This is a genomic window from Cronobacter sp. HA18003 (assembly GCF_011605905.1).
Lineage (GTDB): Bacteria > Pseudomonadota > Gammaproteobacteria > Enterobacterales > Enterobacteriaceae > Cronobacter > Cronobacter sakazakii.
The window spans coordinates 1-18,172 of the sequence record NZ_JAANQO010000021.1 but is presented as its reverse complement, the minus strand read 5'-3'; the positions used below and the strand labels follow the sequence as shown (position 1 = coordinate 18,172).

The window sequence follows — 18,172 nt, the reverse complement described above, 5'->3', positions numbered from 1 at the left end:
GAGAAGCAGTATAGCGTTACGCGCCGCCTGCTCCAACCGTTGCATCACAACCAGGGCGGCTTCATGTTATACTGCGCCTCATTCTTACTCGGTGTCGCTGCGGCGGCCTAAAGTTACCCTTGGGCAAGAGATCATGTTTGATAATTTAACTGACCGTTTGTCGCGCACGCTGCGCAATATCAGCGGCCGTGGGCGCCTGACTGAAGACAACATTAAAGAGACGCTGCGCGAAGTGCGCATGGCGCTGCTGGAAGCGGACGTCGCGCTGCCGGTAGTGCGTGACTTCATCAACCGCGTAAAAGAGAAAGCGGTAGGGCATGAAGTTAACAAAAGCCTGACGCCAGGCCAGGAGTTCGTGAAGATTGTTCGTAACGAACTGGTGGCGGCGATGGGCGAAGAAAACCAGAGCCTGAACCTGGCCGCGCAGCCGCCTGCCGTGGTGCTGATGGCGGGCCTGCAGGGTGCCGGTAAAACGACAAGCGTCGGTAAGCTCGGTAAATTCCTGCGCGAAAAGCACAAGAAAAAAGTGCTGGTGGTTTCCGCGGACGTGTATCGCCCGGCGGCGATTAAACAGCTCGAAACGCTGGCGCAGCAGGTCGGCGTGGATTTCTTCCCGTCTGACGTCGGGCAAAAGCCGGTCGACATCGTTAACGCGGCGCTGAAAGAAGCGAAGCTGAAATTCTACGACGTGCTGCTGGTGGATACCGCCGGTCGTCTGCACGTCGACGAAGCGATGATGGACGAAATCAAGCAGGTTCACGCCTCTATCAAACCAGTGGAAACGCTGTTTGTGGTCGATGCGATGACCGGCCAGGATGCCGCCAATACTGCGAAGGCCTTTAACGAAGCGCTGCCGCTGACCGGCGTGGTGCTGACCAAAGTGGATGGCGACGCCCGCGGCGGTGCGGCGCTCTCGATTCGTCACATCACCGGCAAACCGATTAAATTCCTCGGCGTTGGTGAGAAAACCGAAGCGCTGGAGCCGTTCCACCCGGATCGTATCGCGTCGCGTATTCTCGGTATGGGCGATGTGCTGTCGCTTATCGAAGATATCGAGAGCAAAGTCGATCGCGCCCAGGCGGAGAAACTCGCCTCCAAGCTGAAAAAAGGCGACGGCTTCGATCTGAACGATTTCCTTGAGCAGCTCAAGCAGATGAAAAACATGGGCGGCATGGCGAGCCTGATGGGCAAGCTGCCGGGCATGGGACAACTGCCGGACAACGTGAAATCGCAGATGGATGACAAAATTCTGGTGCGTATGGAAGCCATCATTAATTCGATGACGATGAAAGAGCGCGCGAAGCCAGAAATCATCAAAGGCTCTCGCAAGCGTCGTATCGCGGCAGGCTGCGGGATGCAAGTGCAGGACGTTAACCGCCTTCTGAAACAGTTCGACGACATGCAGCGCATGATGAAGAAGATGAAGAAAGGCGGGATGGCGAAGATGATGCGGAATATGAAGGGGATGATGCCCCCGGGATTCCCTGGCCGCTAAACAGAGAAAAATCAGGCTATCTTATTTGCCATTTTCGCCCCGGGGTGTGCTCGGAATGCTCACGTACTGCGTGTACGCTCCGCTTCCTGCGCGCACGCCGTGACGAAACTGGCTGCAACGATATACGCCTGATTGTTCTCTGTTGCTATATGCAGATTGCTTTTTCCTCAGAAATCAGTAAAATTTTCGGGCTTTTAATATGACGCCGGGCTCCGTTCCTCGATGGGGCCCGGTGTTTTATTCACACAAGAGGATGTTATGGTAACTATTCGTTTAGCACGTCACGGCGCTAAAAAGCGTCCGTTCTACCAGGTTGTCGTTACTGATAGCCGCAATGCACGCAACGGTCGCTTCATTGAGCGCGTTGGTTTCTTCAACCCGATCGCGAACGAGAAAGAAGAAGGCACCCGCCTGGATCTGGATCGTATCGAGCACTGGGTTGGCCAGGGCGCTACCGTTTCCGATCGCGTTTCCGCGCTGATCAAAGCAGCAAAAAAAGCAGCTTAATCTGTCACGGTGGTCATGATGAGCAAGCAAGACGCCGCTAAAGCCCCTGTTAACCCGATTGTTCTCGGGAAAATGGGTTCTTCTTACGGCATTCGTGGTTGGCTCAGAGTGTTTTCCTCCACCGAAGACGCTGAAAGCATTTTTGACTATCAGCCCTGGTTTATCCAGCAGGCGGGTCAGTGGCAGCAAGTACAGCTGGAAAGCTGGAAGCACCACAATCAGGACATGATCATCAAGCTGAAAGGCGTGGACGATCGTGATGCCGCGAATCTGTTGACCAATTGCGAAATTGTCGTGGATTCCTCGCAGTTGCCGGACCTCGAAGAAGGCGACTACTACTGGAAAGACCTTATCGGTTGCCAGGTAGTCACGACGGAAGGGTACAGCCTCGGTAAAGTCATCGACATGATGGAAACCGGGTCGAACGACGTGCTCGTCGTTAAGGCAAACCTGAAAGATGCGTTCGGTATCAAGGAGCGGTTACTTCCGTTCCTCGATGGGCAGGTTATCAAGAAAGTCGATCTCGCTACTCAAACCATTGAAGTAGATTGGGATCCTGGTTTTTAAACCTCCGGACAAACGGTAATAAACGGCGCTATGTGGATTGGCATAATCAGCCTGTTTCCTGAGATGTTCCGCGCGATTACCGATTACGGGGTAACTGGCCGGGCAGTAAAAAATGGCCTGCTGAGCATCGACAGCTGGAGTCCTCGCGACTTCACGCACGACCGGCACCGTACCGTGGACGACAGGCCCTACGGCGGCGGACCGGGGATGCTAATGATGGTGCAACCCTTGCGGGACGCCATTCACGCAGCGAAAGCCGCGGCAGGCGAGGGCGCAAAGGTGATTTACCTTTCACCTCAGGGACGCAAGCTTGATCAAGCGGGCGTCAGTGAGCTGGCGACGAACGAGAAGTTAATTCTGGTTTGTGGCCGCTACGAAGGGATAGACGAGCGCGTAATTCAGACCGAAATTGACGAAGAATGGTCAATCGGCGATTACGTTCTCAGCGGCGGCGAGCTACCCGCCATGACGCTGATTGATTCGGTCGCCAGGTTTATTCCGGGCGTACTTGGTCACGAAGCGTCGGCAACGGAAGATTCCTTTGCCGACGGGTTGCTGGATTGCCCGCACTATACCCGGCCTGAAGTGTTAGAAGGGATGGAAGTACCGCCAGTCTTACTGTCGGGGAACCATGCCGAAATCAGACGCTGGCGCCTGAAGCAGTCGCTGGGCCGTACCTGGCTTAGAAGACCTGAACTTCTGGAAAACCTGGCTCTGACTGAAGAGCAAGCAAAGTTGCTGGCGGAGTTCAAAACTGAACACGCGCAACAGCAACATAGACATGATGGGACTGGCGACGCGTAAGCCGCTACCCGAAACATCAGTTTACCCAGGATAAGAGATTAAATTATGAGCAACATTATTAAGCAACTTGAACAAGAGCAGATGAAGCAGGACGTACCTTCCTTCCGTCCGGGTGATACCGTGGAAGTGAAAGTATGGGTTGTTGAAGGTTCCAAAAAACGTCTGCAGGCATTCGAGGGCGTGGTTATCGCTATCCGTAACCGCGGTCTGCACTCTGCATTCACTGTTCGCAAAATCTCCAACGGCGAAGGCGTTGAGCGTGTCTTCCAGACTCACTCTCCGGTAGTTGACAGCATTGCTGTTAAACGTCGTGGTGCTGTACGTAAAGCTAAACTGTACTACCTGCGTGAGCGCACTGGTAAGTCTGCTCGTATCAAAGAGCGTCTTAACTAAGATTCGCTTAAGCGACATCCGATATAAAAAGGGCTGGCCTGCGGGCTGGCCCTTTTTTTGTCGCTTTATCGCTTAAACTGAGTGTAAAGAGCAGCTGTTTCCCTTCCCATGCGTTAACCTTTTGCATCCAAATCATTTACAATAAGCCTCCCTTTCTGGAGGTGCAGTGGGCAGCAACATCTTTTATCAGTCCGTGTTTCGTTATCGCGCAGCCATGCTTGCGCTGTTCGCGATCCTGCTGATTGTGGTGGCGCCGCTTATTTCTGTCAGCCTGCAAAAAGGCCCGATGAGCGCGATGCCCGGCATGCATCATGAGATGCCGATGGCGGATATGGGCGATATGGCTGATATGCATCAGGGGATGCATCACGAGAGGGCTGCCCCTGAGCCGATGTCTATGCCGGTCGATCATGCCGAAGCGTGCGGCTACTGCGTTTTACTGGCGCACGTGCCTGGCCTGTTGCTGGCGCTTGTACTGCTCATCTCCTTTATTCTCCAACGCGTGCGGTTGCCGGTTCCTCGCCCGGTGGCCAGGCACTGGCGTTTTTACCCGCGTCTCTGGCCCGATACCCGCGCGCCGCCGCGCCTGTCTGCTTTTTCCTGCTAAAAACCCCTGCGCCCTGGCGCAGCGATAACATCTGCTTTTAAAAAAGGAAAAGTATGACTTCCTGCACCCCGCGCGCGGCATGGCTCAACCTGCTGCGACGCCTTCATTTCTATATTGGTCTGTTTATCGGGCCGTTTATTTTCATCGCCGCGCTGACGGGCACGCTCTATGTCGCAACCCCGCAGCTGGAAAACTGGATCTATCGCGAGGCGCTGTCCGGCGCTACGTCGGGCACGCCTCTGCCGCTGGCGCAGCAAATCGCGGTGGCGGAGCAACAGACCGGCGGTAAGTTGCGCCTCTCTGCGGTGCGTCCGGCATTAACGCCTGGCGAGACGACGCGGGTGATGTTTGCTGACCCGTCGCTTGGTGAGTCGGAGTCGCACGCCATATTTATCGATCCGGTGACCCTTGCGGTAAAAGGCGACATGACCGTCTATGGCACCAGCGGCATTCTGCCCCTGCGCCAGTGGATAGACTATATGCACCGCTCGCTGTTGGCTGGCGACGTCGGGCGTGTCTACAGCGAACTGGCGGCCTCATGGATGTGGGTGGCGGCACTTGGCGGTATCGCGCTCTGGTGCTTCACCCGCCCGAAACGGCGCATGAAAAACGCGTTTCAGAATACACGCCGCCTGCATACGGGTCTCGGCTGGACGCTGCTTACCGGTATGCTGCTCTTCTCTGCAACCGGCCTTACCTGGTCGCAGTGGGCAGGTGCGAACGTCGATAAAATGCGCGCCGCGTTTGGCTGGCTGACGCCGCAGGTCAATACGCAACTGCATGGCGGGGCGCAGGAACACGATCCGCATGCGGAGCACCATATGCATCACGGCACGTTGGACATGCCAGCGCTGCACATTGATGCGCGTCAGTATGACCAGGTGCTACACGCGGCGAGAAACGCCGGTATTGACGCCCGCAGGCTGGAGATTCGTCCGCCACGTGAGGCGGGGCGTGCCTGGACGGTAACTGAGATAGACCGTACCTGGCCCACGCAGGTCGATGCCGTGGCAGTGGACGGCGCCACGCTCCAGGTAATCGATATCACACGCTTCGCGGATTACCCGCTGATGGCGAAGCTCACACGCTGGGGCGTCGATTTTCATATGGGCATTCTGTTCGGCCTGCTAAACCAGTTGCTGCTTATCACCTTTGGCATCGCGCTGTGCGTGGCAATTGTGCTTGGCTACCGGCTCTGGTGGTTGCGTCGCCCGCAGGGGCCGTTGGTTAGCCCGGCAGCGACGCTAAGCCAGGGCTGGCTGAATCTGCCTGTTGTCTGGCGCGTGGTGACGCTCGCGACAGCTGTGCTGCTGGGGCTGGCGCTGCCGGTCATGGGCATTAGCCTCGTTATAATATTGTTGATGGACTACTGGCGCTGGCGGCAGGGGCGTCGCGAACCGGTCGTTGAGAAAGGGCAATAATAACAGGGCGGGGAAACCCGCCTTTTCTTATTGTGGAAAGTAATCATTACACATTCAGGCCCGGTAATCGCCATTTATTTTCCTATTGTAAAGTTATCGGTACGTTTTATGGATTGAAATCTTTACCATCTGTGATATTGTTAAATCCTCCTCGCAGAGGAAAACTATCGCAACGAGCAAACTTACAGGATCGCCATCATGCAAAAAGACGCGCTGAATAACGTTCATATCGCCGATGAACAGGTATTAATCACTCCGGATCAACTCAAAGCCCAGTTTCCGCTGACCGTTGAACAGGAGGCGCAGATCGCGCGCTCTCGCCAGACCATTTCCGATATCATCGCCGGTCGCGATCCGCGCCTGCTGGTGGTGTGTGGACCTTGCTCGATCCACGATCCTGAAGCCGCGATGGAGTATGCTCGTCGATTTAAAACCCTGTCTGAACAGGTCAGCGATAGTCTTTACCTTGTCATGCGCGTCTATTTTGAAAAGCCCCGTACCACGGTTGGCTGGAAGGGGCTGATTAACGATCCGCATATGGATGGCTCGTTTGATGTGGAAGCGGGGCTGAAAATCGCGCGCCGCCTGTTGGTGGATCTGGTGAGCCTTGGCTTGCCGCTCGCGACCGAAGCGCTCGATCCGAACAGCCCGCAATACTTAGGCGATCTCTTTAGCTGGTCCGCGATTGGCGCGCGTACCACGGAATCGCAGACGCACCGTGAAATGGCGTCTGGCCTCTCTATGCCGGTCGGCTTTAAAAACGGCACCGACGGCAGCCTTGCGACCGCGATTAACGCGATGCGTGCCGCCGCGATGCCGCACCGTTTTGTCGGCATCAATCAGGCAGGCCAGGTGTGCCTGCTGCAAACGCAGGGCAACCCGGATGGCCACGTGATCCTGCGCGGCGGCAAAGCGCCAAACTACAGCCCGGCGGATGTCGCGCAGTGTGAAAAAGAGATGGCGCAGGCGGGTCTGCGTCCGGCGCTGATGATTGACTGCAGCCACGGCAACTCGAACAAGGACTACCGCCGCCAGCCGGGCGTCGCGGAATCCGCGGTGGCGCAGATTAAAGACGGCAACCGTTCTATTATTGGTCTGATGATTGAAAGCCACCTTCACGAAGGCAATCAGTCTTCCGAACAGCCGCGCAGCGCCATGAAATACGGCGTATCGGTTACCGACGCCTGCATTAGCTGGGAAACCACCGAGGCGCTCCTGCGCGAGCTTCATCAGGATTTGCGAGGGGCGCTGGCGGCGCGCCTGGCGTAAGGGGTTTAACGATGGTGGCTGAACTGACCGCGCTGCGCGATCAAATTGATGAAGTGGATAAGGCGCTGCTGGGGCTGCTGGCGCGCCGTCTGGAGCTGGTGGCGGAAGTGGGTGAAGTAAAAAGCCGCTACGGGCTGCCGATTTATGTGCCGGAGCGCGAGGCCTCTATGCTGGCGTCGCGTCGTCATGAGGCCGAAACGCTCGGCGTGCCGCCGGATCTTATCGAAGATGTGTTGCGGCGCGTGATGCGGGAATCGTACTCCAGCGAGAACGATAAAGGCTTTAAAACGCTTAACCCGGCGCTGCGCCCGGTAGTGATTGTCGGCGGCGGCGGCCAGATGGGCCAGCTGTTTGAAAAAATGCTCACGCTCTCCGGCTACCAGGTGCGCATTCTGGAGCAGCAGGACTGGCCACAGGCGCAGACGCTGTGTGCTGACGCCGGAATGGTGATTGTCAGTGTGCCGGTGCACCTGACCGAAGCGGTTATCCGCAAGCTGCCCGCGCTGCCGCAGGATTGCGTGCTGGTCGATTTAACCTCGGTGAAAAACGTGCCGCTGCAGGCGATGCTGGAAGCGCACTCAGGCCCGGTACTGGGCCTGCACCCGATGTTCGGGCCGGACAGCGGCAGCCTCGCCAAACAGGTGGTGGTCTACTGCGATGGCCGCATGCCGGAGGCGTACCAGTGGTTCCTTGAGCAAATTCAGGTCTGGGGCGCGCGGCTGCACCGCATCAGCGCGGTCGAGCACGATCAAAACATGGCGTTTATTCAGGCGCTGCGCCATTTTGCGACGTTTGCCTACGGCCTGCATCTGGCCGAAGAAAATGTACAGCTGGAGCAACTGTTGGCGCTCTCCTCGCCGATTTACCGGCTGGAACTGGCGATGGTGGGCCGCCTGTTTGCGCAGGACCCGCAGCTCTACGCCGATATCATTATGTCGTCGCCAGGCAATCTGGCGCTGATTAAGCGTTACTACCAGCGGTTTGGTGAGGCGATTGGCCTGCTGGAGCAGGGCGATAAGCGTGCGTTTATCGACAGCTTCCGGAAAGTGGAGCACTGGTTCGGCGATTATGCGAAACGATTCCAGCAGGAGAGCCGCGCGCTGTTGCGCCAGGCAAACGACAGCCGCCAGTAACGCAAAATCCGCTTATACTCAAAAGCCAGCAGGCCAGTTCCGCTGGCTTTTTTTATGGCGAAAAAGGATGAACGAAATGGCGCAACCGCAGCTGTTGTTTGATTACACCGGCCACCTGCCGGAATGCCCGACCTGGGACGCGCAGGAGCAGGCGCTCTACTGGGCCGATATCCTGGAGCAGGAGATCCATCGCTACCAGCCGCAAAGCGGCGAACACCGCGTCTGGCAATTCCCGGAAGAGGTGGGATGCTTCGCGCTGCGTGAGAAGGGCGGCTTTATCGTCGCGCTGCGCAGCGGCATCTGGCTTGCTGACGAGCGGGGCATTCTGGGGCAGAAGATTTGCGATAACCCCAATAACCCGGCGCTGGCGCGCTTCAACGACGGCGGCACCGACCACGACGGACGCTTTTACGCGGGCACCTTCTGGGCTCCCGGTGATTATAAAGGCGCGCTGCTGGTGCGTGTAGATAATGATTTGAGCGCGCATGTGATCCAGAGCGATATTCACGGCGCGAATGGCCTTGCCTTCAGCCCTGACAGACGCTGGATGTATACCTCTGATACGCCGAAAGGCGTGATTTACCGCACGCCGCTTGATGAGCTCGGCGAGCCGGGCAAACGCGAGATTTTTAAAACCTTTGGCGAAGGCGAAGGCATTCCTGATGGCGCGGCGCTGGATGTGGAAGGCTGCTACTGGACGGCGATGTATGACGGTCACCGCATCGCGCGTTTTTCGCCAGATGGCGAGCAGCTTGAGGAGTATCGCCTGCCGGTGCGCTGCCCGACGATGGTCTGTTTTGGCGGCCCGGAGATGAAAACGCTCTATATCACCACCACGCGGGAAAATATGGATCTGGAGGAGCTGGAGAAGTTTCCGCTCTCGGGCGCGCTCTTTACGCTTGAGGTCAGCGTCGCAGGCCTGCCGAAGCCGCGATTTAAAGGATAAAAAAACGGCCGGATCTCCGGCCGTGTCTGGTTATGCCGGGTCGACCGGCACCACGTTTTCGCTCGGGTAACAGCCCAGTACTTTCATCGACCGGGTGATCTCCACAAGCTCTTTCAGCGCCTGCTGCATCGCAGCATCGTGGAGATTCGCCTGAACATCCAGATAGAACATCTCTTCCCACGGGTTGCCGTTAATCGGGCGCGATTCAAGCTTCGTCATAATCAGATTGTGATTACGCAGCACCAGTAACGCTTCAACCAGCGCGCCAGCCTGCTGGCCGGTGGCGATTAACAGCGTGGTTTTCGCCGGCACCTGATCGGACACGTTGATAGCCTTGCGGGCCAGCACCACAAAGCGGGTGATGTTTTGCGTCTGGTTGGCGAGATTGCGCTCCAGCACCTGCAAACCGTAGAGCGCGCCGCCCGCTTCGCTGCCGAGCGCGGCGACATAAGGAGAGCTGGCGTGCGCCACTTTTTCCATCGCGGCGGCGGTGCTTTCGCAATATTCGATTTTCCAGTTCGGGTAGCGCTTGAGGAACTGGCTGCACTGCTGGAACGGCTGCGGATGGCTGTAGACGGTTTCGATTTTCTCAAGCGTGGTGGAGGTGGAGACCAGCACGCAGTGATCGATAGGCAGCGTCAGCTCGCCGACAATCGACAGGCTGGTGTGTTGCAGCAGATCGTAGACATCGTTAATCGCGCCGGAGCTGGTGTTCTCAATCGGCACGACGGCGTAATCGGCCTGGCCCGTCTCCACCTGATTAAAGATATCGTGAAATTTTGCGCAGCCGCTTTCGATGAAGTGATCGAAATGGCGAGCCGCGTACTGGCGGGCGGCCAGGTGCGAGTAAGAGCCTTTCGGGCCGAGAAACGCGATGCGGGCGGAGTGCGGGTTGGTCTGGTTAAGATGCTGCTGGAGTAGCGCCTGCTGGGTAAGAACGGAGTCTTCGATGATCAGCTGAAAAAGCCGGGTGATGTAGTGCGCGTCGAGATGGTGAGTTTTGCCAAGGCTAATTAACCGCTCCAGTAAATCTCGCTCGCGATCGATATCCCTGACTGGACGATGGGTGGCGAGTTTCGCTTTGCCTACCTCAACCGCCAGCGCCCGGCGTTGCGCCAGCAGGGCGAGTAATTGTTCATCCAGCGCGCTGATTTTATCGCGCAGGGCCAGCAACGGGTTTTCCGCAGTCATAACGCCACCTTGTGTATAGCCATAAAAAAGGCCCCCCGGAGTGGGAGGCCTGTTAGTTCGTCTTCGCTTGCTTTCTGTACGACGACACGCCTCCCGTTCAGGGGAAGGTAAAAAAGAAAGCGAAGAAAAACGCGTGTTGCTTCATGAGAGATTCCTTAATAAGCATACCGGTAAAGTACCCGCACCCTTTTTGTTCTGTCAATAAAAAACGCGCCCGAAGGCGCGTGATAAAAGATGACGCTGATGTTTTTACTCTTCTTCTTCGACTTCGGCGAAGTTGGCGTCTTTAACGGAGCCTGTGGTGCGGCGGGCCTCGCCTTTGTGTTGCACCTTGTTCAGTTGCCTTTCCAGCTTGTTAATGAGTTCGTTAATGGCCGTGTACATATCTTCATGTTTGGCGCTGGCGACCAGATGGCCGTTAGGTGTATTGATGGTGGCGTCCGCGACGAACCCCTGGGGTTCTTTAGATAAAATGATATGCGGATTAATCAGATGAGTTTGCCATTTTTCAAGTTTGGCGAGACGGTCGGCGACGTGCTGGCGGATAGCGGGGGTGATTTCCATCTGTTTGCTGGTAATGTTCATTGTCATAAATGTTACCTCTTGTCTTTCCCGTCTTGGTAACTTCAGCATAACCGCCCCAGCGTCAATTTGCGTGATTCAGATCACTTTATTTTGTCACTTTTTGTCAATAAAACGTTTTTGTGAGTCAGGACAGGAAGAGGGCGGATTTCGCTTGTCGGCCTCGTTAAAAGCGGTCATAGTTGATGAGTTAACTCCACCGCCTTCTCTGTTTAAACCTCCATCAAATCCGTTTTTATGCCTCTTTTTTGGTCCATATACCTTTTTTGAGAGTTCCTCGAAAGGCGCAGCTTCGGCAATAATGCGTCACTCATACCTGCCTAAATGCACGGCTCTTTACGTAAAAAGGATTGTTATGAAAGCCACCTTTCGGCTGACGGCGCTTCGTCGTCTCGCGCTCTGTGTGACGCTCGCCTGTGGCGCTGCGCCTGCCATCGGCGCGTCATTTGATTGTGATAAAGCGGGCACGCCTGTTGAACACGCCATCTGCCAGCAAACATCGCTCGGCGAACTCGACAGCAAAATCAGCGACAGCTACCTGCGCGCCACAAGCAGCATGACCGCACAGGACGCCGCGGCGTTACGCACGGAGCAGCGCGCGTGGCTTAAAACGCGCAACGCCTGTGCGGGTAATGCGAGTGAACTTAACGCATGTCTTATGGCGACCATGAAACCCCGCGCTGAACAGCTTGAGCGTATCGCGCGCCGCGCCACCCACGATTTCGATGCCGCGGTCAGTCTTATCCCTGCTTCACCGGCGACCGCCGCGGATAAGCTGCGCCAGTATCAGACGCCGCTCGCCTCCGCATGGCTGGTTTATCTTAATCATTTCGTGCCCGCCAGCGGCGTGACGGCGCTGGAGGCCAATAAGCGTCATCAGATGGCGCTGGACGGGCTTAAGGATGATGATTTCGCCTGGTCGGTGATGAAAGATATCGACAGCGACCCGAAAGAGGGCAAAGACCGGGCGGTGCTGACGCTGCTGCGTATGAATATCGAAAGGCTGGATTACGAAAACGATAGCGATCGCCCGTACGTCCACTGCTTTATTTTCCCGGCGCAAGGGCAGGCCGCTTATGAAGCGTTTGGGGCGCTGTATGGTTCATCACGCGATGGCGCAGCGCCAGTTTGTGCCCCTCAGGCTGCAATTTTCAGTACGCCCGCCTGGAAAGCGCTCGACGATGCGTTTTCCGATGCGCTGAGCAAAGCGAGTGAAGGCGCCGGGACGATTCAGCATGCCAGCTATGCGGACTGGCGTATTTTTGAGCTGCACGTGACCGTTAAGCCGGAGGATTACCTCAACCCTTCCGAACCGGCTCAAAAACCGCGGGATTCGGAAAAAGAGATCCGCGAGTGGAAAGACGAAGCGGCCTGGCCAAAAGCGCAGCGTGAAAAAGTGCTGGCGGCGCTTGAGCCTGCGCGTCAGGCAACGGCACAGTGGTTGCAAAAGGATCGCGGCTTTACGCCCGAAAACGCCCGTAAAGCGGCAGAGAACATCGTGCGCGAGTGGGTGGATGACCGCGTTACCTTTATTGACGGATCGACGTGGACCGGTGAGTAACGCCATAAAAAAAGCCAGCCCGCCGGGCTGGCTTTTTACGCTGATGTAAGGATCAGGAGCCGGTGTTATTCGCGGCGATAATTTTCGCCACTTTATCCGCCTGCGCGTTGAGCTGCAGCTCGCGATAGGCGTTTTCCATCAGGCCCAGCCCTTCATGGGTCGCCTGGGTATCCGGATAATCACGCAGCATACCTTCCACACGGTTCACAACGGCCACCCACGCGCCGCGTTTGGTGTAATATTGCGCAACGGAAAGCTCATATTTCGACAGACGGTCTTTCAGGTAGACCAGACGTTTAGTGGCGTCGGTAGCGTACTGGCTCTGCGGGTAACCACGAACCAGCTTCGAGAAGTCGCGGAACGCGTCGCGCGCATGCTGCGGATCGCGGTCACTGCGATCGACGCCGAAGAAGCCCTGCAGCGCACTGTCATCAAGCGCCATATTGGTCAGGCCGCGCATGTAGATAACGTAGTCGATATTCGGGTGGGTCGGGTTAAGGCGAATAAAACGGTCAATAGCGGCCTGGGCCAGCGGCAGATCGGCGTTTTTATAATAGGCGTAGATCAGATCCAGCTGTACCTGCTGAGAATATGGGCCAAACGGATAACGGTTATCTAACGCTTCCAGTTGCGTTATTGCCGCTTTCCAGTTACCGTCCTGCAGCTTTTGCTGCGCAGTCGCGTAGATCTCTGAAGGCGGATTATCGGGCACCTCTTCCTTAGAACCGGAGCAGCCCGCCAAAGCCAGGCTCAACGTGGCGGCTGCCACCAGATATTTCATGCGCGTCATGACGTTTTGACTTTCCTCAGATGTTATGCGGGAGTTTCACTGTTCCAGCTCCCGATTAAGACCAGCTACAATAGCACACTATATTAAACGGCAAAGCCGTAAAACCCAACGTTAACGAAGAAGCTGTATATGGCACAACGAGTACAACTCACCGCAACGGTGTCCGAGTCACAACTCGGTCAACGCTTAGATCAGGCTTTGGCCGAAATGTTCCCGGATTATTCACGTTCACGCATAAAAGAATGGATCCTCGACCAGCGCGTGCTGGTAAACGGCCAGATGTGCGATACGCCGAAAGAGAAAGTGTTGGGTGGGGAACGTGTCGCCATCAATGCTGAAATCGAAGAAGAAGCGCGCTTCGAGCCGCAGGATATCCCGCTCGATATCGTTTATGAAGATGACGATATTCTGGTTATCAACAAACCGCGCGATCTGGTGGTTCATCCGGGCGCCGGCAACCCGGACGGCACCGTGCTTAACGCGCTGCTGCACTACTACCCGCCTATCGCGGATGTGCCGCGCGCGGGTATCGTGCATCGTCTGGATAAAGACACGACCGGCCTGATGGTTGTCGCGAAAACCGTTCCGGCGCAGACGCGTCTGGTTGAAGCGCTACAGCTGCGTGAAATCACCCGCGAATATGAAGCGGTGGCGATTGGTCATATGACGGCGGGCGGGACGGTCAGCGAGCCTATCAGCCGCCACCCGACCAAACGCACCCATATGTCGGTGCATCCGATGGGCAAACCGGCGGTGACGCACTACCGCATCATGGAGCATTTTCGGATTCACACCCGCCTGCGTTTGCGTCTGGAAACCGGCCGTACGCACCAGATCCGCGTACACATGGCGCATATCACCCATCCGCTGGTGGGCGATCAGCTGTACGGCGGCCGTCCGCGTCCGCCGAAAGGCGCGAGTGAAGCATTTATTCAGGCGCTGCGTAAGTTCGATCGTCAGGCGCTGCACGCGACCATGCTGCGTCTTTATCACCCCATCAGCGGTATTCTGATGGAGTGGCATGCGCCTATTCCGCAGGACATGGTTGATCTTATCGACGCGCTGCGCGCTGATTTCGAAGCCCATAAAGACGACGTGGACTGGTTATGAAACTGATTACTCCGCAGTGGCCGCTGCCTTCGGGCGTTGCGGCCTGTAGCTCAACCCGCCACGGCGGCGTCAGCCTGCCGCCTTACGACGCCTTAAATCTGGGCGCGCACTGCGGGGATAATCCTGAACATGTCGAAGAGAACCGTCGCCGCTTTTATCAGGCGGCGAATTTCCCTTCATCGCCCGTCTGGCTTGAGCAGGTGCACGGTAAGGATGTCCTTCATCTCGACGGCGGGCCGTATGCCTCTAAGCGCGCAGATGCCTCTTATACCCGTGAGCGGGGAACGGTCTGCGCGGTGATGACCGCCGACTGCCTGCCGGTGCTGTTTTGCGAGTCGTCCGGCACGGAAGTGGCGGCGGCGCACGCAGGCTGGCGCGGACTGTGCGAAGGCGTGCTTGAAGAGACCGTCGCCTGTTTTCGCGCGCCGCCCGCCACTATTCAGGCCTGGCTTGGCCCGGCGATTGGCCCGCAGGCTTTTGAAGTTGGTCCGGAAGTGCGCGAGGCGTTTATCGCTAAAGATCCGGCGGCTGCAGCTGCTTTTCGCCCGCACGGCGAGAAATATTTCGCCGATATCTATCTGCTGGCGCGCCAGCGTCTCGCGAAGATGGGCGTGACCGCCGTTTATGGCGGTGAGCGCTGTACGCATAGCGAAAGCCACGATTTTTTCTCGTATCGCCGCGACAGAACGACAGGTCGTATGGCAAGTTTCATTTGGCTGATATAACCTATTGAATCAAGACGATCCGGTACGGATAACTGACGCTCTACATAATTAAGGTCATTAACCTTGAATAATTGAGGGATGACCTCATTTAATCTCCAGTAGCAATTTTGACCTGTTATGGGAGGAGTTATGCGTCTGGATCGTCTTACCAATAAATTCCAGCTTGCTCTTGCCGATGCCCAGTCACTCGCACTGGGGCACGACAACCAGTTTATCGAACCCCTTCACCTCATGAGCGCCCTGCTAAATCAGGAAGGCGGTTCCGTTCGTCCTTTGCTGACATCCGCAGGCGTTAATGCCGGGAAGTTACGCACCGATCTCGACCAGGCGCTGAGCCGCCTGCCGCAGGTGGAAGGCACCGGCGGCGACGTTCAGCCGTCGCAGGATCTTGTGCGGGCACTGAATCTCTGCGACAAGCTGGCGCAGAAACGGGGCGACAATTTTATTTCCTCAGAGCTGTTTGTTCTGGCGGCGCTGGAGTCGCGCGGAACGCTTGCGGATTTACTTAAAGCCGCGGGCGCCACGACCGCGAACGTCACACAAGCGATTGAAAATATGCGCGGAGGCGAAACCGTGAACGATCAGGGTGCCGAAGATCAGCGGCAGGCACTGAAAAAATATACCGTCGATCTGACCGAGCGTGCCGAGCAGGGCAAGCTCGATCCGGTCATTGGCCGCGATGAAGAAATCCGTCGTACGATTCAGGTACTGCAACGTCGTACCAAAAACAACCCGGTACTGATTGGTGAGCCTGGCGTCGGTAAAACCGCGATAGTCGAAGGGCTGGCGCAGCGTATCGTTAATGGCGAAGTGCCGGAAGGCCTGAAAGGGCGCCGGGTGCTGGCGCTCGATATGGGCGCGCTGGTGGCCGGTGCGAAATACCGCGGCGAATTTGAAGAGCGTCTGAAAGGCGTACTGAACGATCTGTCGAAACAGGAAGGCAACGTCATCCTGTTTATCGATGAGCTGCATACTATGGTCGGCGCGGGTAAAGCTGATGGCGCGATGGATGCGGGCAACATGCTCAAACCGGCGCTGGCGCGCGGTGAGCTGCACTGCGTAGGCGCCACGACGCTTGATGAATATCGCCAGTACATTGAAAAAGACGCCGCGCTGGAGCGCCGTTTCCAGAAAGTGTTTGTCGCCCAGCCGTCGGTGGAAGATACCATTGCGATCCTGCGCGGCCTGAAAGAGCGCTATGAGCTGCATCACCATGTGCAGATAACCGACCCGGCGATTGTCGCAGCGGCGACGCTGTCGCACCGTTATATTGCCGACCGCCAGTTGCCGGATAAAGCCATTGACCTTATCGATGAAGCGGCGTCCAGCATTCGTATGCAGATTGACTCGAAGCCAGAGGAACTTGACCGCCTCGACCGCCGCATTATTCAGCTCAAACTGGAACAGCAGGCGCTGATGAAAGAGTCTGACGAGGCCAGTAAAAAACGCCTCGATATGCTGAACGATGAGCTGTCGGATAAAGAGCGTCAGTATTCTGAGCTGGAAGAAGAGTGGAAAGCGGAAAAAGCCTCACTCTCCGGTACGCAGACCATTAAAGCAGAGCTGGAGCAGGCGAAAATCGCCATCGAGCAGGCGCGCCGCGTGGGTGACCTGGCACGGATGTCTGAACTGCAGTACGGCAAAATTCCGGAGCTTGAGAAACAGCTCGCCGCCGCCACGCAGTCGGAAGGCAAAACGATGCGGCTGCTGCGAAATAAAGTCACTGACGCGGAAATCGCCGAAGTGCTGGCGCGCTGGACGGGTATTCCGGTCTCCCGCATGATGGAGAGCGAGCGCGATAAGCTTCTGCGTATGGAGCAGGATCTGCATCAGCGCGTGATCGGCCAGGATGAGGCGGTCGAAGCGGTGTCGAATGCGATTCGCCGTAGCCGCGCCGGGCTTTCCGATCCGAACCGTCCGATTGGGTCATTCCTGTTCCTCGGGCCGACCGGGGTGGGGAAAACTGAACTCTGCAAAGCGCTGGCTAACTTTATGTTCGACAGCGACGATGCGATGGTGCGTATCGACATGTCCGAGTTTATGGAGAAACACTCGGTGTCGCGTCTGGTTGGCGCTCCTCCGGGATATGTCGGTTATGAAGAAGGCGGTTATCTGACCGAAGCGGTTCGCCGCCGTCCTTATTCCGTCATTCTGCTGGATGAAGTGGAAAAAGCGCACCCTGATGTGTTCAACATTCTTCTGCAGGTGCTGGATGATGGACGTCTGACGGACGGGCAGGGCAGAACGGTCGATTTCCGTAATACTGTGGTCATCATGACGTCTAACCTGGGTTCCGATCTGATTCAGGAGCGTTTCGGCGCGCTGGATTACGCGAGCATGAAAGAGCTGGTGATGGGCGTGGTCGGGCAGAGCTTCCGCCCGGAATTCATCAACCGTATTGATGAAGTGGTGGTATTCCATCCGTTAGGACAGAAACACATTGCCTCTATTGCGCAGATCCAGTTGCAGCGGCTTTATCAGCGTCTGGAAGACCGGGGGTATGCGGTGCATATCTCGGATGACGCGCTGCAGTTGCTTGGTGAGAACGGCTACGACCCGGTTTATGGCGCGCGTCCGTTGAAACGTGCGATTCAGCAGCAGATTGAAAACCCGCTGGCCCAGCAAATCCTCTCCGGTGAGCTGGTGCCCGGTAAAACTATCGAGCTTATCGTGCGCGACAATCATATTGTCGCTGTGCAGTAACTCGCAAAAAATGAAAAACGGGCCCTGCGGGGCTCGTTTTTGTTTATAAACCAGGCAATGATGGTGATTCTTCAGTCTTTGTGCCTGGAAAATGAACGATCGGAATTTTTTTTAAAATTTCCTCTTGTCAGCTGAGAAGAACTCCCTATAATGCGCCTCCACTGACACGGCACAACGGCAAACGAGCCGGCCCGTCAGGCAGACGAAAGCGAAAATAAACGCTTGACTCTGAAAGAGGAAAGCGTAATATACGCCACCTCGCGACAGCAGGCTGAACGCCGCGTCGCACCGCTCTTTAACAATTTATCAGACAATCTGTGTGGGCACTCGGGGCACTGATATCTTAACGTCTACGGACGATAAACGAA

18 protein-coding genes and 1 other annotated feature are annotated in these 18,172 nt (G+C 56.5%); of the genes, 14 read left to right on the top strand and 4 right to left on the bottom strand.

Annotation, left to right across the window (positions count from 1 at the left end; translation table 11 throughout):
• The first annotated feature begins 133 nt into the window (after positions 1 to 133).
• The 10 genes from ffh (at position 134) to G6041_RS11225 (ending at position 9,142) form a co-directional block, all read left to right on the top strand.
• Positions 134 to 1,495 (top strand): signal recognition particle protein, encoded by a 1,362-nt coding sequence (gene ffh, locus G6041_RS11270; protein WP_012123997.1) that lies wholly within the window; start codon positions 134 to 136, stop codon positions 1,493 to 1,495.
• A gap of 258 nt (positions 1,496 to 1,753) precedes the next feature.
• A complete protein-coding gene (rpsP, locus tag G6041_RS11265) occupies positions 1,754 to 2,002 on the top strand; it encodes a 30S ribosomal protein S16 (RefSeq protein WP_004385557.1) in 249 nt (82 codons plus the stop codon).
• 18 nt (positions 2,003 to 2,020) lie between these two features.
• A complete protein-coding gene (gene rimM / locus G6041_RS11260) occupies positions 2,021 to 2,569 on the top strand; it encodes a ribosome maturation factor RimM (protein WP_007870198.1) in 549 nt (182 codons plus the stop codon).
• A 30-nt stretch (positions 2,570 to 2,599) separates the two neighbouring features.
• Complete coding sequence (trmD, locus tag G6041_RS11255) at positions 2,600 to 3,373, top strand: tRNA (guanosine(37)-N1)-methyltransferase TrmD (protein ID WP_004385559.1); 774 nt, start codon at positions 2,600 to 2,602, stop codon at positions 3,371 to 3,373.
• Positions 3,374 to 3,418: 45 nt separating this feature from the next.
• Positions 3,419 to 3,766, top strand: a complete 348-nt coding sequence (rplS, locus tag G6041_RS11250; RefSeq protein ID WP_002914145.1) for a 50S ribosomal protein L19 — start codon at positions 3,419 to 3,421, stop codon at positions 3,764 to 3,766.
• Between the two features lie 166 nt (positions 3,767 to 3,932).
• Complete coding sequence (locus tag G6041_RS11245; RefSeq protein ID WP_007896295.1) at positions 3,933 to 4,373, top strand: DUF2946 domain-containing protein; 441 nt, start codon at positions 3,933 to 3,935, stop codon at positions 4,371 to 4,373.
• 53 nt (positions 4,374 to 4,426) lie between these two features.
• A complete protein-coding gene (locus G6041_RS11240; protein ID WP_012124000.1) occupies positions 4,427 to 5,794 on the top strand; it encodes a PepSY-associated TM helix domain-containing protein in 1,368 nt (455 codons plus the stop codon).
• A 198-nt stretch (positions 5,795 to 5,992) separates the two neighbouring features.
• Positions 5,993 to 7,063, top strand: a complete 1,071-nt coding sequence (aroF, locus tag G6041_RS11235) for a 3-deoxy-7-phosphoheptulonate synthase AroF (protein WP_012124001.1) — start codon at positions 5,993 to 5,995, stop codon at positions 7,061 to 7,063.
• A gap of 11 nt (positions 7,064 to 7,074) precedes the next feature.
• Positions 7,075 to 8,196: a bifunctional chorismate mutase/prephenate dehydrogenase gene (tyrA, locus tag G6041_RS11230; protein WP_012124002.1), complete on the top strand. Its 1,122-nt coding sequence runs from the start codon at positions 7,075 to 7,077 to the stop codon at positions 8,194 to 8,196.
• A 76-nt stretch (positions 8,197 to 8,272) separates the two neighbouring features.
• Complete coding sequence (locus G6041_RS11225; RefSeq protein ID WP_411814039.1) at positions 8,273 to 9,142, top strand: SMP-30/gluconolactonase/LRE family protein; 870 nt, start codon at positions 8,273 to 8,275, stop codon at positions 9,140 to 9,142.
• 30 nt (positions 9,143 to 9,172) lie between these two features.
• Here the strand turns inward: G6041_RS11225 and pheA are convergent, their stop codons facing one another.
• The 3 genes from pheA to raiA all read right to left on the bottom strand — a co-directional run bounded on the left by pheA (position 9,173) and on the right by raiA (position 10,924).
• On the bottom strand, positions 9,173 to 10,333 hold the full coding sequence (pheA, locus tag G6041_RS11220; protein WP_007896306.1) for a bifunctional chorismate mutase/prephenate dehydratase: 1,161 nt from the start codon (positions 10,331 to 10,333) through the stop codon (positions 9,173 to 9,175).
• 21 nt (positions 10,334 to 10,354) lie between these two features.
• Positions 10,355 to 10,479 (bottom strand) — a sequence feature (Phe leader region).
• Positions 10,431 to 10,478: a pheA operon leader peptide PheL gene (gene pheL / locus G6041_RS21315; RefSeq protein ID WP_192961017.1), complete on the bottom strand. Its 48-nt coding sequence runs from the start codon at positions 10,476 to 10,478 to the stop codon at positions 10,431 to 10,433. (Overlaps the previous feature by 48 nt.)
• Before the next feature lie 103 nt (positions 10,480 to 10,582).
• The gene (gene raiA, locus G6041_RS11215) at positions 10,583 to 10,924 is read right to left on the bottom strand and encodes a ribosome-associated translation inhibitor RaiA (RefSeq protein WP_004385565.1); all 342 of its coding nucleotides are present in this window, start codon (positions 10,922 to 10,924) and stop codon (positions 10,583 to 10,585) included.
• A gap of 346 nt (positions 10,925 to 11,270) precedes the next feature.
• Here raiA and G6041_RS11210 point away from each other — a divergent pair, with 346 nt between their 5' ends.
• Entirely contained in the window at positions 11,271 to 12,476 is a 1,206-nt protein-coding gene (locus G6041_RS11210; protein WP_012124004.1) for a lysozyme inhibitor LprI family protein, read from the top strand.
• A gap of 52 nt (positions 12,477 to 12,528) precedes the next feature.
• On the opposite strand, the gene bamD is transcribed toward G6041_RS11210, so the two are convergent.
• Positions 12,529 to 13,266: an outer membrane protein assembly factor BamD gene (gene bamD, locus G6041_RS11205; RefSeq protein WP_012124005.1), complete on the bottom strand. Its 738-nt coding sequence runs from the start codon at positions 13,264 to 13,266 to the stop codon at positions 12,529 to 12,531.
• Between the two features lie 129 nt (positions 13,267 to 13,395).
• Between bamD and rluD the strand changes: the two genes are divergently transcribed.
• From rluD to clpB, 3 genes are all read left to right on the top strand, one after another.
• Complete coding sequence (rluD, locus tag G6041_RS11200; protein WP_012124006.1) at positions 13,396 to 14,376, top strand: 23S rRNA pseudouridine(1911/1915/1917) synthase RluD; 981 nt, start codon at positions 13,396 to 13,398, stop codon at positions 14,374 to 14,376.
• Positions 14,373 to 15,101 (top strand): purine nucleoside phosphorylase YfiH, encoded by a 729-nt coding sequence (yfiH, locus tag G6041_RS11195; RefSeq protein ID WP_012124007.1) that lies wholly within the window; start codon positions 14,373 to 14,375, stop codon positions 15,099 to 15,101. The genes rluD and yfiH overlap by 4 nt, the downstream gene beginning before the upstream one ends.
• Before the next feature lie 129 nt (positions 15,102 to 15,230).
• The gene (gene clpB / locus G6041_RS11190; protein WP_007870142.1) at positions 15,231 to 17,804 is read left to right on the top strand and encodes an ATP-dependent chaperone ClpB; all 2,574 of its coding nucleotides are present in this window, start codon (positions 15,231 to 15,233) and stop codon (positions 17,802 to 17,804) included.
• Positions 17,805 to 18,172: the final 368 nt, after the last annotated feature.

What these genes read in the sequence shown, in the direction of transcription:
- ffh (WP_012123997.1), top strand. Translation starts at nt 134, where the DNA reads ATGTTTGATAATTTAACTGACCGTTTGTCGCGCACGCTGCGCAATATC.
- rpsP (WP_004385557.1), top strand. Translation starts at nt 1,754, where the DNA reads ATGGTAACTATTCGTTTAGCACGTCACGGCGCTAAAAAGCGTCCGTTC.
- rimM (WP_007870198.1), top strand. Translation starts at nt 2,021, where the DNA reads ATGAGCAAGCAAGACGCCGCTAAAGCCCCTGTTAACCCGATTGTTCTC.
- trmD (WP_004385559.1), top strand. Translation starts at nt 2,600, where the DNA reads ATGTGGATTGGCATAATCAGCCTGTTTCCTGAGATGTTCCGCGCGATT.
- rplS (WP_002914145.1), top strand. Translation starts at nt 3,419, where the DNA reads ATGAGCAACATTATTAAGCAACTTGAACAAGAGCAGATGAAGCAGGAC.
- G6041_RS11240 (WP_012124000.1), top strand. Translation starts at nt 4,427, where the DNA reads ATGACTTCCTGCACCCCGCGCGCGGCATGGCTCAACCTGCTGCGACGC.
- aroF (WP_012124001.1), top strand. Translation starts at nt 5,993, where the DNA reads ATGCAAAAAGACGCGCTGAATAACGTTCATATCGCCGATGAACAGGTA.
- tyrA (WP_012124002.1), top strand. Translation starts at nt 7,075, where the DNA reads ATGGTGGCTGAACTGACCGCGCTGCGCGATCAAATTGATGAAGTGGAT.
- G6041_RS11225 (WP_411814039.1), top strand. Translation starts at nt 8,273, where the DNA reads ATGGCGCAACCGCAGCTGTTGTTTGATTACACCGGCCACCTGCCGGAA.
- pheA (WP_007896306.1), bottom strand. Translation starts at nt 10,333, where the DNA reads ATGACTGCGGAAAACCCGTTGCTGGCCCTGCGCGATAAAATCAGCGCG.
- raiA (WP_004385565.1), bottom strand. Translation starts at nt 10,924, where the DNA reads ATGACAATGAACATTACCAGCAAACAGATGGAAATCACCCCCGCTATC.
- G6041_RS11210 (WP_012124004.1), top strand. Translation starts at nt 11,271, where the DNA reads ATGAAAGCCACCTTTCGGCTGACGGCGCTTCGTCGTCTCGCGCTCTGT.
- bamD (WP_012124005.1), bottom strand. Translation starts at nt 13,266, where the DNA reads ATGACGCGCATGAAATATCTGGTGGCAGCCGCCACGTTGAGCCTGGCT.
- rluD (WP_012124006.1), top strand. Translation starts at nt 13,396, where the DNA reads ATGGCACAACGAGTACAACTCACCGCAACGGTGTCCGAGTCACAACTC.
- yfiH (WP_012124007.1), top strand. Translation starts at nt 14,373, where the DNA reads ATGAAACTGATTACTCCGCAGTGGCCGCTGCCTTCGGGCGTTGCGGCC.
- clpB (WP_007870142.1), top strand. Translation starts at nt 15,231, where the DNA reads ATGCGTCTGGATCGTCTTACCAATAAATTCCAGCTTGCTCTTGCCGAT.